The organism is Halocynthiibacter namhaensis, assembly GCF_000812685.1.
Lineage (GTDB): Bacteria > Pseudomonadota > Alphaproteobacteria > Rhodobacterales > Rhodobacteraceae > Halocynthiibacter > Halocynthiibacter namhaensis.
The window spans coordinates 1-23,024 of record NZ_JWIF01000061.1 but is presented as its reverse complement, the minus strand read 5'-3'; the positions used below and the strand labels follow the sequence as shown (position 1 = coordinate 23,024).

Annotated in this window: 15 protein-coding genes and 1 pseudogene; 9 read left to right on the top strand and 7 right to left on the bottom strand. The window is 53.5% G+C overall.

Annotated features, from left to right (window positions below):
- Positions 1-6: 6 nt before the first annotated feature.
- Genes pglZ through RJ38_RS12655 form a run of 6 tightly spaced genes read right to left on the bottom strand, consistent with a single transcriptional unit; the run spans position 7 to position 11,579 of the window.
- On the bottom strand, positions 7-2,502 hold the full coding sequence (gene pglZ / locus RJ38_RS12680; RefSeq protein ID WP_039019259.1) for a BREX-1 system phosphatase PglZ type A: 2,496 nt from the start codon (positions 2,500-2,502) through the stop codon (positions 7-9).
- Positions 2,499-5,969 carry a BREX-1 system adenine-specific DNA-methyltransferase PglX gene (gene pglX, locus RJ38_RS12675; RefSeq protein ID WP_039019258.1) on the bottom strand — a complete coding sequence of 1,157 codons (3,471 nt, stop codon included), beginning with the start codon at positions 5,967-5,969 and terminating at the stop codon, positions 2,499-2,501. Before pglX ends, pglZ begins: the two co-directional genes overlap by 4 nt.
- On the bottom strand, positions 5,969-9,487 hold the full coding sequence (gene brxC, locus RJ38_RS12670) for a BREX system P-loop protein BrxC (protein WP_039019257.1): 3,519 nt from the start codon (positions 9,485-9,487) through the stop codon (positions 5,969-5,971). The genes pglX and brxC overlap by 1 nt, the downstream gene beginning before the upstream one ends.
- Before the next feature lie 4 nt (positions 9,488-9,491).
- The gene (locus RJ38_RS12665) at positions 9,492-10,094 is read right to left on the bottom strand and encodes a DUF1788 domain-containing protein (protein WP_039019256.1); all 603 of its coding nucleotides are present in this window, start codon (positions 10,092-10,094) and stop codon (positions 9,492-9,494) included.
- Between the two features lies 1 nt (position 10,095).
- Positions 10,096-10,680, bottom strand: coding sequence for a DUF1819 family protein (locus tag RJ38_RS12660; protein ID WP_238321697.1), 585 nt, complete (start codon positions 10,678-10,680; stop codon positions 10,096-10,098).
- Positions 10,681-10,706: 26 nt separating this feature from the next.
- Positions 10,707-11,579 carry a BrxR family transcriptional regulator gene (locus RJ38_RS12655; RefSeq protein WP_039019254.1) on the bottom strand — a complete coding sequence of 291 codons (873 nt, stop codon included), beginning with the start codon at positions 11,577-11,579 and terminating at the stop codon, positions 10,707-10,709.
- A 561-nt stretch (positions 11,580-12,140) separates the two neighbouring features.
- Here RJ38_RS12655 and RJ38_RS12650 point away from each other — a divergent pair.
- The 9 genes and pseudogenes from RJ38_RS12650 (at position 12,141) to RJ38_RS12610 (ending at position 21,969) form a co-directional block, all read left to right on the top strand.
- The gene (locus RJ38_RS12650; protein ID WP_039019253.1) at positions 12,141-13,019 is read left to right on the top strand and encodes an ArdC family protein; all 879 of its coding nucleotides are present in this window, start codon (positions 12,141-12,143) and stop codon (positions 13,017-13,019) included.
- Positions 13,016-13,219: a hypothetical protein gene (locus RJ38_RS12645; protein WP_039019252.1), complete on the top strand. Its 204-nt coding sequence runs from the start codon at positions 13,016-13,018 to the stop codon at positions 13,217-13,219. The genes RJ38_RS12650 and RJ38_RS12645 overlap by 4 nt, the downstream gene beginning before the upstream one ends.
- Positions 13,216-13,428: pseudogene (locus RJ38_RS12640) on the top strand (hypothetical protein); the annotation flags it as partial. The gene RJ38_RS12645 and the pseudogene RJ38_RS12640, both read left to right, overlap by 4 nt.
- Positions 13,428-13,709, top strand: a complete 282-nt coding sequence (locus RJ38_RS12635) for a hypothetical protein (RefSeq protein WP_039019250.1) — start codon at positions 13,428-13,430, stop codon at positions 13,707-13,709. The pseudogene RJ38_RS12640 and the gene RJ38_RS12635, both read left to right, overlap by 1 nt.
- A 176-nt stretch (positions 13,710-13,885) precedes the next feature.
- Positions 13,886-14,476 carry a hypothetical protein gene (locus RJ38_RS12630; protein ID WP_039019249.1) on the top strand — a complete coding sequence of 197 codons (591 nt, stop codon included), beginning with the start codon at positions 13,886-13,888 and terminating at the stop codon, positions 14,474-14,476.
- A complete protein-coding gene (locus RJ38_RS12625; RefSeq protein WP_039019248.1) occupies positions 14,463-16,274 on the top strand; it encodes a relaxase/mobilization nuclease domain-containing protein in 1,812 nt (603 codons plus the stop codon). The genes RJ38_RS12630 and RJ38_RS12625 overlap by 14 nt, the downstream gene beginning before the upstream one ends.
- On the top strand, positions 16,267-18,144 hold the full coding sequence (locus RJ38_RS12620) for a type IV secretory system conjugative DNA transfer family protein (RefSeq protein ID WP_039019247.1): 1,878 nt from the start codon (positions 16,267-16,269) through the stop codon (positions 18,142-18,144). Before RJ38_RS12625 ends, RJ38_RS12620 begins: the two co-directional genes overlap by 8 nt.
- A gap of 100 nt (positions 18,145-18,244) precedes the next feature.
- The gene (locus RJ38_RS12615) at positions 18,245-20,059 is read left to right on the top strand and encodes an ATP-dependent nuclease (protein WP_202903888.1); all 1,815 of its coding nucleotides are present in this window, start codon (positions 18,245-18,247) and stop codon (positions 20,057-20,059) included.
- Positions 20,056-21,969, top strand: a complete 1,914-nt coding sequence (locus RJ38_RS12610; RefSeq protein WP_238321699.1) for an ATP-dependent helicase — start codon at positions 20,056-20,058, stop codon at positions 21,967-21,969. The genes RJ38_RS12615 and RJ38_RS12610 overlap by 4 nt, the downstream gene beginning before the upstream one ends.
- Before the next feature lie 178 nt (positions 21,970-22,147).
- Here RJ38_RS12610 and RJ38_RS12605 read toward each other — a convergent pair.
- Positions 22,148-23,024 (bottom strand): IS3 family transposase (locus RJ38_RS12605; protein WP_039019245.1); only part of this gene is annotated, 877 nt, incomplete at its 5' end.

Genomic DNA, 23,024 nt, shown 5'->3' with positions numbered 1-23,024 from the left:
AGGTCCTTAAAAGTCGAAATCTGTCGATATGCCACGACGCAGTTGAAAGCTGTGGCTTGTGTAATCTTCAAAGTGGCTCGTCTTGCCGATGCGTTCGCGAAGCTTGAGACAGACGTCCTGGTTATTGAAACGGTCAGCATCGCGAGAAAGTAAGAACTTGATGGGCAGTTCCCGTTCGCGCGCATTTTGTGAAGTGTAGTCAAAAGTCAGTTGGTGCTCATCTGAGATCAGCGTGCCGTCCGACGCGTAAATCCCCGCAAGAACATCACGTTGTTGTTGCTTCTCTGAAACTGGTAGTGCTTGATAGAGCGTGACCGCCGTCTGGCCGGAAGAGATCAGGCTTTTTCCGGTTGCGATGATCTGTACTTCAACTTTTTCAACATCCGCTTCGCGTCGTTTGCCAACGCGGAGTACGGGAACAATGACCTCTTGAAGAGTGGCCCCGCCATGCACAAACCGGCTTCCCGCCCCCTTGACGCGCATACGATTGATCGAATTGGGCAGTAGAACATCCAAGTCGCCTGATAGACCCAGATTTGCGGATGAGAACTTCTTCATTCCAGATGTCGCATCAAGGTCTCGCCCGATGATAAATCGACGATTTTTAACAAGGATTTCCGCACCAGCAGGAACCGCTACCGAAAAATCTGTCTCATCCAACGCGCGGTGCTGATAGATAAAACCGTGATCGGCCGTCACAAGAATGTTGGAAAAGTTGGCGGTTGTAAGCTTGCGGACCAGTTTGGTCAGATCTTCGACGGCGACTTCTGCAGCCTCTGTCATGCGTTCCTCGGTGGCAAGCTTGTCGCCAACGATGTCGATCCTGTTGTGGTAAAGGTAGAGAATGTCATGATCGCGGAACACCTCTTTGCCGTCGTCCGCCTTCAGGCTCATGAAATCATCGGCCTTCATGGCTTTGACACGGTCTCCCGTGCGCCCCATGCCCAGAACCTTTTCTCGGTTTGCGGTTCCTTGAGTAGGCAAGCCAAACGAAGACACGTTGCCGTCCTCCGACAACTCCAGATCCTTGTTCGGTAAGAGCGCAGCCATGCCGAGTTGCGTGTAACTGGGCAAAGCAGAAATCATCGGCTTTAGATCGGCGTCGAACCGGTTCAGCTTGCGGATCTCACGCAGGGCTTCCTCTGCAACCTCATAGCGCAATGCGTCTGAGATAATCACCACCACCTTCTGATCGCGGCGGCGGAATTCGGCGGCCTGGTCCATATAGAAATCGGTCTGATGCGCAAAGCCCGAGATCCTCCAATCGCTCAGTCCAGCGATCTGATCCTGCCAGGCATCATTGACGGCAGATAGGAAATTGGTCGTATAGCGGTTCTCTACGCTCTCGAACAACGCGCTAAGCAGCGAGGCCTGACCGCTCTTTTGCATATGATAGATGAATTTGCGGTAGAGCTGGTCGATCTTGTACCAGTGCGAAACATAGCGCTTAACCCCCTCAGCGGGGGAGGTCATGGTCAAGTTTGCCTCAGCCAAAGCCTGCTGGAATTCTGTGGCATAGCCGATGGCTTGATAAATATCCTCATAGGTCGGATACCAATGGCTTTGCCGCCGCTCTCGCACGGTCTTGAGCACCTCGGCCGATGAGACCGTCTGGCTCGCCATCTCACGCACCAGAGAGCGAATGATCTGTCGGTCGATCTCTTCGAAGTGGTCAATGGCACGCAGGGCATTGATGTCGTGCTCTTGCACGTCTTCTGGGATACGCAAGATTTGCTGATACTTACCGCTCAGCGTTTCAAATGCTTTCGCCCCCAGCCGATTGTTCTTCCAGCGGCGGTAGACAAGAAGCGCTTCGCCGTTCAGCTTACCATCTTCACCCAAGGCGCGGGCATAGCAGGACTGGAACAATGTGATCGCGAAATCCTCAAAGTCGGGCGCATCGCTGACATAGCCGTAGGCATTCTCAACCTGCTTCCAGAAGAACTCTGTTAGCCCAGACCGCTCAATCAGGCGCATGGCATCGTCTCGCTCGTCCGCGAGCTCGGCTAGCAGCTCTTCGATAACCGTGTCCAGGGCACCTTCTGTCCCTGCGCAGACGGCCAGCATGCGGCGCAGCACATCAGTTTTCGTGTCAGACGGGGTTATCATCTGCTTTAACGCCTCGATGCGGCCCTTGGCGCGGTAGAACTCCATGTGGTCGCGCACCACGTCTTCGAACTGCAGCGGCAGACCCAGTTCAGCCAGCCAGATCGCCGCCTGATCGGCTTTGAAGACACCGCAGGCGAAATAGAGGTCCAGCAGCCAGTTGTCGGCCATCTCGGGCGCGGGGCCGTCGTGGAACACCAGAAACTTCTGTTTCGGCTCTTGCCGCAGCATCCGGTATTTCAGACCGAACTCGTTATTCGCGATCTCGACCTTTTCTACATCCGGCAGGTCCACGGCGTCATATGCATCACGCATGTCGCGCGCGGCGTCGTACCAGAAGACGATCCGGTGATCGATGAACAGCCGCTCTAGGCCCGCTTTTATCCGGTCGGTCATGACAGCCCCGTAATCTTCTTCAGGGCCGTGCCGAACTTCGGATAGTTCGCCTTTACCCCGTCATCCAGATCGATCTCGATCTTCTGTTGCGCGAGCGGGAAGATCACGTCGCGTTCCCATTCGTTCAGCTCGTCGATCTGCTTGGCGACCTTGGCCACATCCTTAAGCGCCTTGGTCTTTTGGCTCTGTGTCGCGCTCGGATCATCGGCCAGTTTCTCCAGCCGAGTGCGCTCACCCTCTAGCTTGGTGATGAACTCGCGCAGGTAGTCGTTGAGCAGCACCGACACCGTGTCATCACGATAGCGGTGCATGTAGATCAGTGCGTTGAACGTCCCCTTGGGGGAGGAGACCATCCAATAGATCGGGCGCTTTTTGTAGCGCTTCCAGTGGTCGGCGTAGAAATCCTTGGTGAAATAGTCCCTCAGGGACCGTGGTTTTCCGTTCTTGCCCAGAGAGTCCTCGATGAACTTCAGGTTTTCGCGGAAATGTGCTTCGCCGAAAGTCACGCGCAGGAACAGGCGGAAGCGTTCGGTGATGTCGTCGGGGAACCAGTCGGCGTCGAGCACGGGGATGACGTTGTCTTCGTCCGGCATGAAAGACGGCTCGGGGACGCGGGCGAGGTAGTCGGCCAGCGTCTCGCCCTGATTGGCGAGGATCAGGCCGGAGGCGTCGAGGCTGTAGCGGCCGAACATACAGCCCACGGCGTAGGAGAGGAACTCGGCCATGGTGTCGGCGCGCAGGCGGGTTTCGCGGTCGGCCTCAAGGCCCTTCACGCCATAGCGATAGGCGGGGTTGCAGGTGAGGGTGATCTCCTCGATCTGCACCTCGGGGGTCAGCTCGTCTTGCAGGCCATAGGCGTCGATGAAGATGCGGTTGTTCTCTTCCTCCAGCCGCTGCATCTCGTCCGTCATAGACTGCCAATGGGCGCGGAGGGTGGCGTAGCTGTCGGCCAGCGTGTCGCCGCGATGATCGGGCGAGAGCAGCGGGAGCGTGGTGAAATCCCAGGAGGTTTCGTAGGCGTCCCAGTCGGATCTGGCCAAATTGATAAGTTGCTGATCAATGATCAATTTTGGCGGAGCTACTGGAAGTGGCAGCCTGTTTACATGTCCTACTTCATACTTGAAGGTTTCGCTGATTATGCCAAGAAAGTATGCCGATACGCCGCTGTTAAGTGCGCAAATTAAGCCCATCTCCTCGTCAGTCGTTTCAGCGTAGATACCTGGTCCTACGTGTCCAATGATGAAGCCTTCATCGAATTTACGAAACGAAGGAGCACCGCTGGATACAATCGACCAAGATATTCCTGGCTTCCCGTAAAATTGAGTGTTCTGAGGCCGAGATCGAACCTTTCCTTTATCGTCAGTGAAATTTTTGATTTCTTCGCCATCATTTTCCCAGTTCACCAGATGGTGTTGATTGCCATACCATTTTCGAAAGTCACCACCCTTCAAAAAAGGCGTCCATTTTTCTCCCGAAAAATGGCTTGATCGATCTTTGGAGACTTCATGCCAACTCCTCAAAAAACGTTCATCGTCAGCGGTTGCAAGACCCTGTCGCGCCTTGAAATTGTCGCCTACCGAGTTGCCTTCGGCGAATGCTCTAATCCCCGGCTCGGAGATCCAATACGATATGGGGCTTCCTGGTATCGCTGCTATCGCGCGCTGCTCAACGGAGAAGCGGTTGTAATCGCGATCTTGAAACAGTGCTTCAATTTGCTCAGGCGGCCGAACTTGTACATGGCGTTCGAAAAGGCGGCGATACACAGCCCGCGACTTATCGTTTGGTTCTGCGTACTTAACAATGAACGCTACGCTACCAAAATCCGACCCGAAGAGCCCTCTTCCTAAGTGAAGAAAGCTGGAGATGGTTTGCTGTTCAATCAACTCAATACGAAGTTGCTCATAAGAACCGATAAACATCCAAGACTGAAGATTGATCATTCCCCAGTAGCCAGCATGAGCACATAGAGATGGCATACGCTCCATGAAGGCAGTCATTAGGTCGGATTTGCCAGCAGGAAACATAGCCTTCAGGTACTGGGACAACTTTGGATTGAGACCTTTCCCTCCCGCATACGGCGGGTTGGCCACCACCACGTGATACTTCGGCGACAGCGCCTCGGCCATGCGCAGCACGGCGATGACGCGCGCCTGCACGTCCTTCAGCAGCAGGTCGCCGCCGAAATCCCGCGCCTCGACCACCCGCAGCGTCTCTGCCGGATCGCGCAGTTTCGGCACGATCAGCGAACCGAAGTTCTTGGCCTGCTCGAATTGCCCCAGCGTTTCGCGCAGCTCATCGGTGAACAGATCTTTGCCCACCACGGCGGCCACGTCCTGCATCTCGGCATCGGTAAAGGCTACGTTCTGCAACACGCAGATGTCGGGTTTTGCCTCCATCCGCAAAAACCGCCGCCGCCCCAGCTTGCCCGCCGCCTTCATCGCCAGGGCAAAGGCCGCCAGCGCGCCCGCGCGGTCGTCAATCTCCACCCCTGTCAGGTTGTGCGTCAGGATCAGCGCGGGGATCTCAGTCGCGTCGTATCCCTCTTCCTCGTAGATGGCGTAGAGCAGGTCAAAGGCATAGGTCAGCATGTGCCCCGAGCCTGCGGCGGGATCGCAGATGCGGATGTCTTCGGGGCGGGCGATGCGCAGGAAATCCGTCTCGGGCTCTTCCGGCGCGATGTAATAGTCCATCTTGGCCGCCAGCCCGCTGTGCGGATTGTTCAGCAGCCAGAGCCGCCCCAGAGAGTTTTCCACCAGATAGCGGACGATCCAATGCGGGGTGAAGAGCTGCGTCGCGGCGGGGATGTTCTCGGCCGTGATCTTCTGGTTCTTCTTAAGGCCCGCGAAGACCTGATCCTTCTTCTCCGAGATGTAGAACTGGTAAAGCCAGCCGATTATCTCGACGTCCTGACAGGCGTCCTCGGTCATGACTTTACGGAGTTCGGCGAGGATGGACGTCTGCGACAGCAGATCCTCGGGCATCAGCAGTTCGGTGTAGTCGTCGATCTGCTCGAACAGGAAGGGCATCGGCCCGTGCCACTGGTTGCAGGTGTGGACCAGCAGTTGACGGTAGGCTTCGGCCTGGGGGTCATTCGATGGCGCGCGTCCGTTCAGCAGGGCTTCGATGCTGGTTGGGGCTTTGTCCGGCAGGTTGCCCGCCATCGCTTCTGACAAGATCTCTGGCCGCGTGGCACCTTCAGCCGGAGAGACCACGCGCACCTGCGTGTAACCGTTGGCATCCATAAAGCGCAGGGCGGTGAAGCGGTTGAACCACGTATAGGCGACCTGTTCGATCACCTGCGTTTTACTGGTGCGTTTGATCGCGTTGTCGAGGTCTTTGGTCGCCTTGGGGGCCTCGCGCTGCGCCGCGCTGTTTTCGGCCAGAACGACATCGAGCTTTGATGTTACCTGATCGATCAGCAGGTTGCGGGCCGCTTGGGCGAATTTCTTGAGCGCGTTGGTATCCATTACACAATAACTTTCTTGCCCGCGCGGATTTCGGCCAGCAGGGTCTTTTTCATTTCTTCAAGGTACTGGTCGACGTCGGAAACATCTGAGAGGTAAGGCTTGTCAAAGCTCACCTTGATCTGATCGGCTTTTATATAGCTCGGGGCCTGTGGCGGCGCGGCGGGCGCTTCAGACGCGCCGGGTTGATCGAATGGAGAGGGAGCCGGATGCGCGAGCTGGTCAATTTGACCGATCAATTCAGCGAGCAAGTTGGATCTAATCTGCGTGACTTTGTTTTGAAGAATAGGGATTAGCGTGACCGTATCAAGGCCTGCCTTGTGGCTCTCAATGCGCGCGGTGATACGGGCTTTTTTTTCCGTATCGAGTGCCTGGAAGTCAGGCATTTGTGCGATCTTTGCTGAAACGTCTTCCACCTCTGCGATGACGGCTTTGCGTTCCTCAAGCACCTTGAGTTCGACCTTGTTTTTCAGATCAAACAGGTCGGATTTGAGGTTCTGGATCATTGAGCCTTTGAAACAGCCTGGATCCTCCAATGCAGCGCGCAGCTTCGCCTCAGCATCAGGATCGACATAGTCGATGTTGGCGGATTGGCTGGCGAGCATATCGCGGGCATCGTCGTAGATACCCTTTTGCGCGCCACCAATGAAAGATTTCACCTTGTCTAGGATATCCTCCTTCGCGTTCAGAAGGTCATCCTCGCGCTTGGGGGCGTCGGAAATATACCAGTTCGCTGGTTTGCCCTTCATGCCCCGCAGCAGTTCATGAAACGGCTCGAGCGCGGTTAGGAAAGGGTAGCGGTGCGACTGGCGAACAAGCCCGTCTACCTCGGCTTCTAGCGTATCGATGCTTGTAGCCCATTCCGCACCCAAACCACGCGCATCAGTTCCTGATGAGGGGTGCGCAAATAGTTCCTGATAAAGTTCTTTCGCCCGACGAATTTCTGCAGCGGAGAATTCCGTCTGAGGGGTCAGCAATATGTTCGTTAGCGCGTGACTGTTGTTCAGCGCCTTGGCAAGCTCCAAGCCTTCCTTGATGGCGCTGTCAACGCGCGCTTCGATTTTTCCTTTGGCGACCAAGCTGCCTGCAAGGCAAAGGACTGCGGTTACTGGCCAGCCGTAGGGTTTAGATGTGAACCGATCAGCCAGATATTTGACGGAGACCTTCATCCCGTTGCGTGCCTGCGCATTGATGAAGCTGAGGACGTCTTGTTCGGCTTCGTTGATACCTGTGCCGTCAGAACCGAAGAGCCCGCTTTCCGACTGTACCGCTTTGTTGATTTCGGCCTCGGTATAGCTGACTCCGCGCAGCATCGGGAGATTGGTGTAAACTTTGTCGACCAGTAACTGGAACGCCTTGCTGATGCGCTCTTGAGCATCTTCTCCACCGATCTCCAATTCGTCACCCCTGACGAAAAGTCGGGCGCTTCCCATCAACTTGCGAAGTCGCATTTCAAGGTCTTTTGCGCGGCGACCGTTTTGCTCGCCTTTTTCGGCGACGATACGGTCTCGACCCGGCTGCGGAGAACCGCTGCGAGACTGGCGGATGAACTTGTCCGTTTGCTTGAATAGCTCAAGATCTTTGTAGAAGTTGGCGTCCGCTCCTGTGCAGACGGCGAGCTCATCCTTTGCCATTGTCGCCATTCGATAGGCGTCAAAGTTATCAGCGTCAAAATTTAGGGGCGAAATCAGATTGATAGAGAGCTCGTGCTCTCGACCAATCGCGTGGTCGTCCAACTTACGAGTAATGGCGTATTCATATCCCGATTTAACATGGTTGATCCGGCGATGCTTTAGGATCAAATCGAACGCGATCGTCGACAGTTCACCTGCTAGCTCAGAGGGATCGATGTCGAGGGCTTTGATTTCCGCTTCGACATCCTTTTCCTCATTCGTCAGGAACTCGTAGACCTCACCGTTCCGCTGGATGTAGGTTTCCCTTTCCAGACGGCTCAATGCTTCCTCGATCTTGCGGCGTTGGCTCGTCTGGTCCGCCTCAAACTCTGACAGCAGCAGAATTCCGATGTTTCGAACCGATGGTTTGAAGCCTTTGACGTATTTGACGAGGAACAAGGATTTCAAAACCCGAACGGCAAAAGGATCGTCCAGGTTTTTTTCGGCAATCTGAATACTCTGTTGAACCGAAGATTTCAGTGCGGTGCGGATCCCTTCGAACATGAGATCGAAAGTGGCCAGCCCTCCAACTTCTTTGTCTTTCAGCTTCTTCGAGACCTCCTGGAAAACGCCCAACATCGACCGCTCGCCGACCGAGCTGTGTTTGCCTTCAAATGCGTTGTGCTCCGACAAAGACGTGATCGCCATTTGAAAGAGGTCATACTGATAGGGGGGGAAAGGATAACTTGAGATGAAGTGGTCGCGATCCCGGTAGTTTTTGAGCTTCATCGATCCGTCAGCAAAATCGAATAGGGTCTTGAGGTTGTTTTCTTCACGGTCATGAAGGTTGCCAAGCGTTACTTGCCCTTCCGACGTCTTGGCGAGCAGGCGGCGCTGGATTACTTCGGCGACATCGGCCGAGTTCAGCGGCATGCGGTTGCTGAAGCGGGCCTGGATTTTGGAGAAGTCATTCTCTTGCTGTTGCGTCATGTCGCCGATAACCGACGCCATATCTTGCTGCGCAGTTACTATGATCCAAGCCTGCCCTTTGCATTTGGTGTTCAGGCTCTCTGCGATGGTTTGCAGGTTGGTCATGAGCTTAACATTGTCCGCAATATACTGGCCGACTTCGTCAACGAAGAAGTTGAGCCGGAAACCCTTGGGCTGGTCATCGATCCAAGCTTTGACTGTGCCAGCGAAGTCCTCAATCGAGACGCGTGTGTCCTTCCGGTATTGGCTCAAGATGTCCTTTGCATCTGAAGGATCACCACCGGTTGCTTCTGCAAACGCCGCCGCAATATTCTTGGCTTCGAGGAGTGCCTGTTCACGGCCGCGTTCCCAGTCTTTTCCTGCAGCACTTTGATAGGCTTCTTTGAATGCTTCGAATTGGCCACGTCCCTGCAAGTCGCGTTCGAATTGCGCGATATGAGGTTGTTTTCCATAGAACCCGCAAGTTTCGTCAAAGACCTTTTGAAAGACCGACAGGAGGGCGTCGACGTCTGTCTTCGTGATCACATCTGCCTTTTGGTCGATGTTGAACAAGATCGATTTTGATGGGATGGATACGGCCTTGTTGAGTGCGCCTGCCAGCATTGGCTCGCCTTTAAGCTTCTCGGCAAAAATTTCGTGAGCGATTTTGCCGTCGACCTCACGGTTTTCAAGCAGTAGAGCCAGCATTTTGAGCAAGTGTGACTTGCCTGAGCCAAAAAATCCGGAGATCCAGACGCCATTCGATGTGTCATAGTTGTTGTAGGCTTCGAGGAACTGCTCAAGCCGTTGGCCTATCTCGCCAGTGATGACATATTCGTCGAGCTCGATGCGAAGGCTTGCCTCGTCGTCGGCCTTGATGACGCCGTCAATAGCGCGATCAACGGGTTTCTCAAAAATTTCTGATAGGAACTGGGACATAGGCTTAAATCTCGTAATTCAAAATGTTGAAAGCGCGGTAATACTTGTCGTCATGAAGCTGACCAAACAGATCCAATGACGCGCCAGTCGCCAAAGCATGGGTATAGCTGCCAGGGAAGAAGAGAACAGTCGGTGCTTCTTTTGCCGTGCTTTGTAGGTTGTTCAGCACGTTGTGAGAGCGGATGTAAGGATATATCTCACCGACGCCTGACAAGAAAATGACGTCATGTGGGGTCGCTTGGATCGCTTGGCCAATAAGCGGGATCAGGTGAGCTTGTGGGTCCAAGACGCCTTGTAGAAGCTCCTTGATCTCATCCTTGCTACTGTCGGCTTCGATTTCGAGCACTTGCTCTAAGATCCCGCGCTCTGAAAGTACGTCGAGCGCGAGATCGTAAAGGTTCAGATCCAACACTCGAGTGCCGGAATGCTGAATTCGGGTCACAAGATTTTCACGATCCTCAACCATGGTGAGCCCTTCCTCGGCGGGAAAGGGGTAGATGAAAAACGGCACTTCATTCCCCAGACCCTGTTTCGTAAGGAACCGTTCGCTGCTGATCACGCGACAGAGATGCTCGGCCCGTTCTCTTCGGTCTAATTCTCGTTTCAATTTAAGCTCCCTCGACCGGAACGCTGGGGAAAATCACCAGTTCGCCGGGGTTGTGGTCTTCAATCATGTGTTTCAAACGTGTGGAGACAATCGCAGTTTGAATGCGGTCATCTTCTGAAATGATTCCGGCCTCACGCATCATGCGAAACATGATTTGACGAAGTTTCAGGCGGGTCGACCGACTTAATCCGGCCAGTCCTTCATCCCATTCAGCTTTTGCCTCAAAAAGAATGTCAAAGCTTTCGAGCGGTAGATCGAGTTGGTAAGATAGGTATCGCTCTCTCACCACTTCCACCGCGAATTCACGAATGAACCGATATGCGCGGCATGTGGCGATCCACAACATCGCCTGCTGTTCGGAGCGGTCAGCCTCTTCCACAAGGTAAGCGCGTTCCTCATCTGTAAGAGTAAGCAGGCGGTTAGAAATTTCGCGCAACGATCGACGGTTCGATGCTGATTTCGGTAGGCTGGTTGTGCCTTCCTCCATGGCTCTGAGAATTGTGTCTTCCCAAGCTTCACCGTTTTCATGCAAGCGGGCGACTTCCAGGCTTTCGTTCAGGAAGAGCCCGCCGGTGCTGAATGACATCTTGTAGTCTTGTCTCGCGAAAGCACTCATCGCCGTCCCCTCTCGAGAGCAGCGCGGACTTCTCCGTCATTGATCAAAACTATATGCTGATCCTGTGGCGTGCGGATACTTGGATCAACATCGAGGCCTAGTCGCTTTAAATTGTAAAACAAAAGGCACTTTCGCACTAAAAGTTCTGCCGCCCCGTCATTCATTGCATAGTCGAGCTCGACAATCCTGCGTTGGTTTTCAGACAGACCAGGGTGCGGTGCGATTTTGAGCGTTATTGTTTGGTGCCAGTCTTCATCGGTGCCGGCGTCGGCATCTGATTGTTCCCCCAATGCGCTCTTCAGTATGCGCCCGAGAACAAAGTCTTTGAAAACTTGATCTTTTGAGCAAAGCGCTCTCGCATGCCAACGAAATCCGTCATGTGCAAGCGCGTGAGGAGCAATAACGCGATTTTCAGGATCGGGGGACGACATCGACTGATAGCTTATTTGCAGCTCTTTGCGCTGTTCGCAGGCTAATAAGAGGTTGCGAAGTGTTAGCGCGCTTAGACCGCGCCCAGGCACGGTGGTTGCCAAAATGTCCGGTTGGTAGACAATCCAGTCTGCAGCGGGGACCGAACCGCCCCGTGAGATAGACAGGAGATCATCAAGATACTCTGACGGATCAAGCGCAATGTAGTGTTCTTCGAACTTCGGACCCATAACGTAGGTCTTGGCCGTCTTATCGTAGATGATATGCTCGGGGTGATCGTTGATGTAGCTATTGAGATCTTTTGAAGCTTGAGCCCGGCTGAGGCCCATAACGTCCATCAGATCGGCAAGGCCGACACGCCCACGCCAAAAGACCCTGTGCTCAATGAATGCACGGCGATCCCGCTGCCATCGTGAAAGATTGTTCGATTCGCTAGTCATGCGGGCAGGTTAACTCAACCCAAAGGATGGGTCTACATTTAAGAACCATATACTCAGTGGATCTCGCGTTGTAATCTATAATTATGTCAGTGGGTTGGGAATGTTCCATGTTTTTTTGATCTGGAAGTTGTCGATGATTTCAGAAGAGCCCGCGCTTTTGCGCGCGGGCCACATATTTTCAGTAGGCTGCACCTGGGATCAACGGGCCGTTGGCCCGCTCACCCCGATCCAGACCTCATTCTTCTGATTTGGTCCGCCCAACATCCCTGACCGTGGCGGTCAACCTAAGTCCATCCCCAAAATTAGCCACCAATTTCCCCTGTCTCGCAGGCGAGCCATTCCTCGCGCGGCAAATTGGCGTCTGATTTTGGCGCAGACATTTTCTTCGCAAATGTGGCCGATTGACAGCCCCGTTCAGGGCCGTGGGTCGGGCTTTGCCCTCTCCCACTTTGTTCCGCCGAATACATGCGTATTCGGTCAGATCAGGTGGCCGAGGCGCAGCCCATCGGCGGAAGGGGGCGCAAAGCCTCACCCGCGTCACTTTGATCAAGGAGGCCACAAATGGCACAGAAATTTGATGTTTACGCACATGTCACCGACACCATTATTGCAGAGATCGAGGCAGGCACGCCGCCATGGCGCAAGCCTTGGACCGGCAGCGCATCCGGCATTGCTTTGCCAACCCGCCATAATGGCGAGGAATACCGAGGGATCAATATTTTGATGCTTTGGGTCATGGCTGCAAAGAACGGTTATGCGTCCAGCCGCTGGATGACGTACAAACAGGCACAGGAATTGGGCGGACAGGTTAGCAAGGGGGAGACATCCACAACCGTTGTTAAATACGGAACATTCACCCGCGAAAATGATTTGGGCGTTGAGGAAGAATTGCCCTATGCGCGCGCTTACCGCGTATTCAATGCGGATCAGATCGAAGGCTTGCCCGAGGATTACTATATCAAGCCAGAGCCCCCGCGCGACCTTGGTACTAAGACGGATCCCGAGCTTGCGGCATTTTTCACTCGAACCGGTGCGGAGATCATCACGACCGAAGACCCGCGCGCCTATTACAGCCCTGCAAAGGATCACATCCACATGCCGCCGATTGCCACGTTTCACGATGCGGCGGGCTATTTTGGCACCTTGGCGCATGAGGCGATCCATTGGACCGGCAGCGAAAAACGGCTTGAGCGGATCAAGAAATTTGCGAACCGTGAGGCCTACGCATTCGAAGAACTGGTAGCCGAGATTGGCGCGTGCTTCCTTGGAGCGCAGATCGGCGTTGCGCCGGAATTTGGCCAAAGTGCGGCTTATGTTGAGGGCTGGTTGAAGGCATTGAAAGACGACAAACGAGCGATCTTTCGCGCGGCATCTGAGGCGCAAAAGGCAGCCGATTTTATCTTGCAAGCCGCAGATCAAACCAAGGAGGCAGCAGCATGATCCCCGATTTTCACAGCGACGAATTTGCCACCGGGCGGCCAATTGACACCGCATCCCTGCGCAGCGCTGCCCGAGAGGCGCGCGCCACGCTCTACAATGTTATGGAACGGCTAGAGACACGCGATATGAGCGGAGGGGAGGAACCCCTCATCGATGACTGTTTGGGGGCAATCGCAATCCTTGAGGTGGCGTTGCTATGACTTTGCAAGAGATCAAACAGGCCGTGGACGCGGGCAATCGCGTTCACTGGAGCAATGCCGGTTATGTCGTGACGCGCGATCGACTGGGGCAATACTTGATCAGATTCAAAAAGAACGGTTCAACGATCGGTTTGACCAATCGCGACGGCACCCGCCTGAACGGAAAGCCAGATGAGTTTTTCATTGCGGACAGCACGGAGGCTTTGCAATGAAGTATTCTAAAATCAAACAAGCGGCCCGTGAGGGCCGCGCCAGCGTGCATCTGCATGGGTTCTGCAATTTGCCCGATGGCGGGCAGGAATATTGTGATGATCAGACTGTGATCGATGGTTGGGCGATCTATATCAGGGTGGAAACACCGGACGATCCGCAACAGCCTTTCGATCTGCATGAACTGCCAGACCATCCAACTTTTGAAAGCGCCAAAGGCGCGGCCCATGCAACTGCTCTGCAATTGTTGGGCGATGCTGAGGCATGGCACCACGATTAAGTGGTGGCATGCCTTGTGCATGAGGCCGGGCATTGCCCGGCCGTCGCAGCCCATGGCTGCTCCAAATGGAATACAGACAGCCTTCATCAATATTATAATATTGATTCAATTATGGCGAGATGCCATAACAAGGCTGTCTGTATGAAACTGGCAAGAAATAGGGATGATTACTTCACATGGGCCAGCCCCGCACACCACGGCACAAGCGACTGACGCAAAGCGAGCGTTTTGCGATTGTGCGCAAGCGGGCTGATGGTGTTTCTGTTGAGGATCTGGCCCGTGAATATGGCGTCACGACGCGCAGCATTTTCTACACTTTGAAAGCCGATCAGGCACGCAAGCTGGACAGCCATGTACGGTCCGAGCTGGTGAATGTGCGTCTGACTAAACAAGAACTGAACGGCTTTGACGCGGTGCTGGCGCGGCGTGATATTCACTCGCGCGCCGATGGTTTGCGCCGGTTGATTCAATCCGCCAATGACGTCTTTGTCCCGGATGATGATCTGGCGGAGCAGATGCGCGGGTTGTCGGCGTCGCTCAATCGGGCGGGCAACAATATCAACCAGATCGCGCAGCGTCTGAATGAGGCGAAACGCCAGGGCAAGACGCCGCCCTATGGCAATGCCGCCCATGGTCAGGTGCGTGCGTTGGCCGGGCTGATCTTTGAAATCGCGGATCAGGTGCAGGACATGGCGCAGCGCCGCCGCAGTCATCTGACTGGTGAGGTGTCGCGCATTCTTGGAGGTTTCGCCGATGGCCCGGAGTAATACCGTCACCGCCATGCGGTCAGAATTCTTCGATGGGGACTGGAGCCGCATTCGGGGTCATGTTCTGCGCCAGCGACAAAAGCAGATGGTTCGCGCAGCCATGGGCCATTCCCCCGCGATCTTCAAAGCGATCCGTGAGGGCGGCACCCATAGCAAAGCACAGCTGCGCAATCAGCTGGAATATTTGACCACCAAGTCGAGCTTTATCATCGATAGCCGCGGTACTTATGATGGTCAGAAGGTGCTGTCACCCAAAGAGATTGAACAGGTCACGCGCCGGTTTTCGGCGCAGTGGAATGAAGGGTTTCATCCGAAGTTGGGCCATACGTCTCATTTGCTGATGGCTTATCCCATCGGCACCTCGGGATCTGATGTGGCTGAGATCACCCGCGATATCTGCGAGCGGTTCTTTCTGGGTGAAGGCAGCCAGTTTGATTTTATCGCGGCGGTGCATGAAGATCGTGATCACCCCCATGCCCATATCGTGCTGAACCGGCGCAGCAAGGATGGCGAGTTCTTTTATCTCAAGCAGGGGCATCATTTTAACTATGACAGCTTTCGCGAGGCGATGGTTGAAGCCGCTGATCGCTACGGCGTCCGCCTTGAGGCGACCCATAAGCTGGAACGCGGGATCACCACCAAAAGCCTGAGCGATGTGGAATATCGCCGTGCAAAAGAGCGTGGTCAGGATCTGTCCGAGCGTGAACGCGTTGGTCCGGAACTGGATCAAGCGCTGGCGGATGTTGCCCAGCACGCCAGACTTTATCAGGGGCTGGCGGCAGAGGTGTCTCGCGAAAATCAACACGATATCGCCCGTGCGCTGGAGCGCGCCGCCATGATGTTGGCGCAGGGCAAATCCATTGAAGCAGACGGAAAGGTGTACGGCATGGCGGAAGAACAGCATTCATTTGACGAGGTCGTGGATGCGTTCCACGGCAAGATCGAACAGGCTGAACAGGTGGTGGAACAAGCCCCTCCAGATCGCCGCGCGGCACTGGAGCAGGAGCTGAACGAGATCTATCGCTCGATTTCTCATCTGAGCCCAATCGGCGTTCGATCCCATAGTTTGCTGGAAACGCCGTCTAATAGCGGGATTTATTCAGCAGAGAATATCGCAGATCAGGTGCAGGATAAGCTTGGCAGTGACGCCGTGGCTGAGCGGATGGATATGGCTCTCAAAGGCACAGGCATTTCGACGCAGGAGGTTGTGTCACGCATTGAGATCGGTGCGCAGAATGCAGCGCTGGAACGTCAGTGGCTCAGTCGTGATCTGACTGCCATCGCCGAAACCGAAGGGCTCGATCTGTCCAGACGCGATGACCTGGAAAAGGCGGTTGATCGGCTGGATGAGCTGCATGGTGAATTAGGCCGCGTCCTGAATGATGCCGACGTTCTGCGGGACGCCGGGAATGTCGAGGTGACGAACGATCATCGCGACCCGATTGACGGTCTGCCGCCAACCGCATCTGAGGCCTTGCAGAGGCTCAGGCAGGATCCGGCTTCTGATCCTTTCCGTGATGATTTGGATCGCGATACACTGCGTCAGGAATTGCATGAGTTGATTGGTGACAAACACACCGATGACCTCGCCATCGGTGACGAACGTGTTCTGGAAGATCACATCGAAGACCGGCTGGATCGCCTCTATATGGCCAAAGCCTATCTGCAAGGCGAACCAGAGCTGGCGAATTCGGTTGCGATGGAGCATGTGCTGGATGAAATCGCCAACGAGGAACTTGAGGTGCAGCGCCAGCGCCACGTCGATACAGATGGTGAGAAAGGCGTGACCCATGGATAAATCGCGCATTGCCCTTGGGCTCCTCAGCTTTGCAGTGCTTGGGGCGATCCTCGGCTATGTGTTGGCTTCGGCATTCCTGACGTTCCGCTGGTTCGGCGTTGGTGCTGATATCGACTTTCTGATGCTGGCGCGCGGATATATCGATCTACGCATTACGCGGCCTGCCGATATGCGGATCGTGCACTTGATCGTCGGTATTTGTACCAGCGCGGGTGTTCTGTTGAGTGCAGTTCTGATGAATGACGCCCTGACCAAGTTCGGCGAAACCCATTGGCAGACGCTTTCCGAGATGAAGCGAAACGGTTTTTTAGGAGAGGCCGGTCACGGGTTTATCCTTGGTAAAATGGGCAAACCTAAAGGCGGAAAACCCTTAATCATGTCCAAGGTTTTCCCTCACGCGCTGATCGTTGCGCCAACAGGTCGGGGCAAAACCACTGGTTTTGTGATCCCGAACCTTTTGACCTATCGAGGCAGCGCCGTGGTGCTGGATGTGAAGGGCGAGAACTTTGAAGCCACCTCGCGCCACCGAGCAGCGCAGGGTGATAAGGTGTTTCGGTGTGCGCCGACCGATTGGAAAGATGGCCGTTCGCATCGCTATAATCCTTTGCTGCGCATTGCGGGGCTTGAGAATATAGACCGTCAACAGATGGAATTGCAGTTGCTGGCGACCCTGTTCCTACAGGCAGATAGTGACCGCGTGCAGGGCTTGTTGGATGGCGGCATCGACCTGTTCGTGGCGGCTGGGCTACTGGCGTTTGAGCGCAAGCGCCCCACCTTGGGCGAAATCTATCGCATCACAGCATCCGGGGGTGACAAGCAGAAAGAATACCGTCGCCGCGCTGATGAGGTGCAAAACCCTGCGGCCAAGCTGATCTTCATGCGCATGGCGTCCACCAACAATGACACGCTGACTTCTTATCTGTCGCTCTTGATGACATCTGGCCTCAAGCAATGGTCAAATCCAGCTATTGACCGCGCCACGGTCACATCTGATTTTGATTTTGCAGAGATCCGGAAAACACCGCTGTCCGTCTATCTGGTGGTCGAGCCTTTGATGGTGAAGCCAATGGCCCCGTTAATCCGCCTGTTTTTCTCCGACCTTCTGGCAACCCTACAGGATCATGAACCGGGAGACGATGAGCCATGGCCGGTGATGATCATGCTCGATGAATTCAACCGGCTTGGCAAAATGCCCATTGTCACCGACAGCATAGAAACTCTGCGCTCATATCGGGCCAACCTGGCGATCGTGACGCAAACCATTCCCGCGCTTGATGAGATCTACGGCGAGAATGCCCGTCGTGCATTGCAAGGGAACGCCGGGATCAAGCTCTACCTGACCCCGTCCGATGAGAAAACTATTGAGGAACTGAGCAAGGCTGTCGGTAAGACCACAAAGCGGGTGGTGACGCGGTCCCGCTCGGTTGGCCGCAATCCCTTTGCTGGCCGCAGTATGTCAGAGCGCACTGAAGAAACAGCGCTATTGCCTGAAGATGAGGTGCGACGCATGGATTTGGATGACATCGTTCTAGTGGTCGATGCGCAGATGCCGGTCAGAGCCAAGCGGATCAAATACTATGAGGACCGTTTCTTCAAAGAGATATTTGACAAGCAATCAGGGGAATTGCCGTATCCATCGACCAAGGATCAAATGCGTGGTCTGCAGGGGCAAATCCAGGCGTTGGAACAGAAGATTGGGGCGATGCAAGTGTCCTCTGGGAAGAAAGAAAAACCTGCGAGGCGCTCTGAAATGGATGCGTTAACCGCTGAAGGTGCCGGTGCAGAACCGCAGCGTGTGCCGACCATCGAAGCTTATCAGGATGCGTCGGCACGGGTTGATCGATTTTTGGAGGGAGCTGCCGTAGAATAAAACACCCATACCCAATAAACTATATGACTTCAGATCGCCTCTAGCGGGAAGTTCTGAAAAACTCTATACAAACTTAGAGTTTAGGTTGACGGGTGCTGCTTTGAGCGCAGGCATTCAGAAAGAATATACGATGTCGATTCTAGTTGATAAAGTTCGAATTTCTGGCTTCAGAGGCATCAGAGACTTTGAAATGTCATTGCCACGGGTTGCTGTTCTTATCGGACCAAATAACTGCGGGAAAACCTCTGTACTTAAAGCTCTGCAACTCGCTTTGGGAGACTATGGACGACACTTGTCGGATGAAGACTTCCACATTGATGGCGACGATGAGCGGTCGGAGAAGATTATCGTAGATGTTCGGATTGTGTCAACCAATGACGAAGGCAGCCGTCAGAACGCATTTTCAAAGGAATGGACCAACGAATTTGGAGACAAAATCCGGGCAGACGCTGCGGGAAGACAATTCTTTGCATTCCGAACTACCGCCGAACCGCAAGCCGCAAGAACAGGCTTCTTGGTCGAACGGCACACGCTGCAAGAGTGGGTTGAGTACGCGAATTGGCTCTCCGTTGTAACTACTTCAAGCCTGAAGTTCTCGAGCCGCTCGGAATTCGTACCTTTTGTTTCGATTGATGCCCAGCGGGACATACACCACGAACTGAATGAAAGATCATCGTTTGTTGGAAGAGTGCTTTCACAGGTAAAATACGACAAAGCTGACGTTGACGTGCTTGAAAACATGATTGCGGACGTCAACAAAGAAGCGGTTTCGAAAAGCGCACCCCTGGCGCGATTGAAAGAGCAACTGAATGCCCTAAACGAGTCTTTCGGTGGTGAAGGAAACGCCGAAGTGACGCCGTTCCCGAAAAAATTGCGGGACCTCTCGAAGAATTTCAGCGTTCACTTTGGCGATACCGCAGCCAGCTCCTTTTCTATGGAATACCATGGCATGGGCACGCGAAGTTGGGCGTCTATGTTGGCAGTAAAGGCCTTTACAGGCCTTATGGAGGAGTTGCACCAAGAAGAGGCTGAACCCTATCATCCAATTATTGCTGCTGAAGAACCCGAAGCACACCTGCACCCCAATGCGCAGCGCTCGCTTTTTTCTCAGTTGTTCGACAGCACTGGACAAGCCATCGTTAGCACTCATTCTCCATATCTTGCTGCGATGTGTGCCCTCGCAAATTTGAGATCCTTGTCAGCACGCGGTGGGCACACCCAGTGCTATAGCCTGATCGATGGATTGTCAGGTGAAGAACTGAAGTCCCTTCACCGTGAAGTTATGCGAAATAAGGGCGAAATACTGTTCGCGAAGGCCATAATTCTTTTTGAGGGGCAAACGGAGGATCAAGTGGCTCCGGTGTTCTTTGAGCACTGGTTCAAAGCAACCGCGTTTTCAAAGGGTGTTACGCTGGCGGCTGTAAATGGGCGGAATTATGGACCATATATCAAACTTGCCCTGAGTCTTGGGATACCAGTCGCGATAGTCAGCGATAATGATACCGCTGACGGAAATTCCACGAAGACAATTGTGGACAACCAGATTGACAAAATCAAATCCGAGACGGATTTGGACTTTTCCGAGGACTGGTTTTTCTTGGGCTACCTATCAGACCCGAACGACCTTGAAGCTGAGATAGTCAAAGCATGCGGACTGCGTGATGAGATTATTGCGGCCTTTGTTGAGAGAGCGAAAGAAGTAAATCAGCATCCTAAATACTTGGCAGTTAAGCAAAAAGAACTTGAAGAACTTAGCGACGATGACTTGATTGAGAAAATGCGTAGCGAAAAAACCAGTTATTCAGGTTTCTTAGCCGACAAGCTCTCTCAAAATGGCTTCGGGAAGTCCCGTGAAGCCGTAGTGCCGCAAGCGTTTCAAAGCGCATTTTTAAAGGTGGAGGCTTGGCTGACGTGAGCATACAACTCTCAGAAGGACAACGCGAGATTGTCGAGCAGCCGCTACAAGGCTCTATTCAGGTTCTGGCGTCGGCTGGCTCAGGCAAAACACGTGTGTTGACGGAGCGAATACGGTTCATTCTTTCTAACTTGAAGAAGGATGGAGTGATCGCTCTTACCTTCACCAACAAGGCTGCTTCTGAGATGAAAGAGCGGTTAACTCGTAGCGGATGCGACGAAGACCGGATTTGGGTCGGTACAATTCACTCTGTCGCACAACGTATCCTTGAACAGTATGGGCATACTATTGGTCTGCCCTCAAATGTTCAAATCTTCGAGCGTGACAAGGATCGCATGGAGGTGTTTCTTGAGGCACTAAGAGCTGATGGCGTAGACATCGACGACTATCTTGATGTGGAAGATCCGAAGGAAAAGAAATCCAGAGAACGAAATCTTCAAAATTACATGGATGGGTTCTCCACAATTAAGAGAGAAATGCTGTCTGAAGAGGATGTTTCAGAGCGGCTCTCAGAAAACCCGGGTGTTTGGCGCGTCTACAATGACTATCAAAACGCACTTCTGAACAGCCGGGGAATAGACTACGACGACATTCTTAGATACGCGCATCGAATTCTTCTCACCCAACCGTGGATTGGCGACATTTATCGAGCCAAATACAGCCACATCTGTGTGGATGAGGCGCAAGACCTAAACCGCATTCAGTACGAATTCGTGAAGGCATTGGCGGGGTCCAAAGACAACAATATCATGATGGTTGGGGACCCAGATCAGATGATTTACGGCTTTAACGGGTCTTCATCCCAGTATCTGTGTGAGATTTTTGTTGCAGACTATGCGCCAAAAACCTTTAGTTTGACCGAGAACTACCGCAGTTCGAAGGCCGTCGTACGAGCGGCAAATGGCCTTCGCCCTGGTGCACAGAAAGAAACTGAATTCGCTCTCGAAGGCACTGTTAAACTTGCCGCGTTTCCTTCGGAGGAAGAAGAAGCGGACTGGATTTTGTCAAGCATTCAAAACCTTGTGGGACTGAAAAGCCATCCGGAAATTGAGGGGCAGATTTCGGTTGATAATATGGTCGCAATTGCCCGGAACCGGTTTGTGTTTTCCAAACTCGAAAGTACCCTCAAAAAACAGGGTATCGAGTTTAACGTAAAGGTTGGCGAGCGAGAAAAACTACCAGTGTCACTATTTGGGAAAGTGCTGGATTCCGCTGTTAGGGTGAAACTCAATCCAAACGATTGGGTTGATGGAAAGAAGCTATGCCAACTTCTCGGAATTCCCGCCCCGTCGAGTTGGGGAGGCGAAGATCTTCTGAGCCAGTTTGGGCACAGCTACTCGAATTCAGACGGATCCTGCATCGATTTGATCGGAGGCCTTCTTATTGAAATAGAGAAGCTGGACTTCGAGAATCCAAACGTTTTGAAGTTTGAGAATCTCTTCGAAAAGAAGCTGCGCGAATTGGCCCTCTCTGAGCATGATGAACAGAAGAGGCTGGAATTTGATCGTAGCCTCGTTGAACTACAAGAGTTTTCGGACCGGTGGACCAGATTCCGGAAACTCGGTCTTGGCAGCACTCTCAGTGCATTTAGGAATGCGACAGCTTTGGGCAAGTTGAACCCAGACGTGTCCGAGACCGGATTAACACTAAGCACTGTCCACACAATGAAGGGGCTTGAGAAGGATATTGTGTTCTTGATGGGGTTTTGTGAAGGAACATTTCCTGACTACCGCGCAAACACGGAGGCGAAGATAAACGAAGAACGCAACACTGCATTTGTCGCCGTCACACGGGCTCGCCGTTGGTTATTCGTTTCTTATCCGCGTTCACGTATGATGCCATGGGGGGCTGCAAGAACTCAACAACCGTCTCGTTTTATTTCAGAGATGGGGCTTTGCCTGGAAAAATAACCTCATTTTGTAGTGATCGTCAGTTCCTAGGCAGTTTCTGTACATGAAAACTCTGAGCCATGTTTGTCAGATTGGTGGAATGATCATGCAGATCACCCCAGCCGCTTCGCCCGTTCCGCCACCTTCTGAGCCAGTACTGAACCGCCCCGGTTTTACCGGAGAGTTGTTGGTTCAAATATTAAGCTGCTTTTTCAGCGGCATTCAAGGCTTCATAGAAGTTCTCCTCTGCTTCATGGGGGGTGATGTAATCGATTTTGCTGTGTAGGCGTTTTTTGTTGTACCAGTTCACCCATTTCAGGGTTTCCCATTCGATCTGTCCAACAGATTTCCAAGGCCCCATAAAATCGATGACCTCGGTTTTGAACAGACCGATTGTGCTTTCCGCTAGAGCGTTGTCATAGCTGTCACCAACGCTTCCCACGGAAGGGTCGATACCTGCCTCTACTAGCCGTTCGGTGTATTTGATCGACAGATACTGGCTGCCTCGGTCGCTGTGATGGATCAGCTCTTCCGCCCCTGATGGAATACGCTGACATATGGCTTGGTTGAGAGCGTCCAAAACAAACCCTGTTGTCATGGACGTGGACACGCGCCAACCCACAATACAGCGAGCAAAGACATCAATGACAAAAGCGACATACACCATGCCCTGCCAGCTTGAGACATAGGTGAAGTCACTAACCCAGAGCTGGTTTGGCATGTTTGCTGTGAAGTCGCGGTTGACCTTATCATCTGGGCAGGGTTGGGACGTGTCTGGATTGGTCGTGATCGGCTTCTGACCGCGCACAACGCCCTGTATTCCCATAACTTTCATCAACCGTTCTACTGTGCAGCGCGCGATGTCGTGATTGTTTCGGCGCAACTCGTGCCAGATTTTACGTGCACCATATCGCTTACCACTGCCATCAAAGGCGTCCTTGATCTTCTTGCGATCTAAGGCGTCCTGTTTGGACCGGTCTGAAGCCAAATTAGGATCACGGGCAATGGCTGCATGAGCATAGAAAGTAGACGGGGCGATCGGCAGAGCCCTGCAGATCGGCTCGACCCCGTGGACC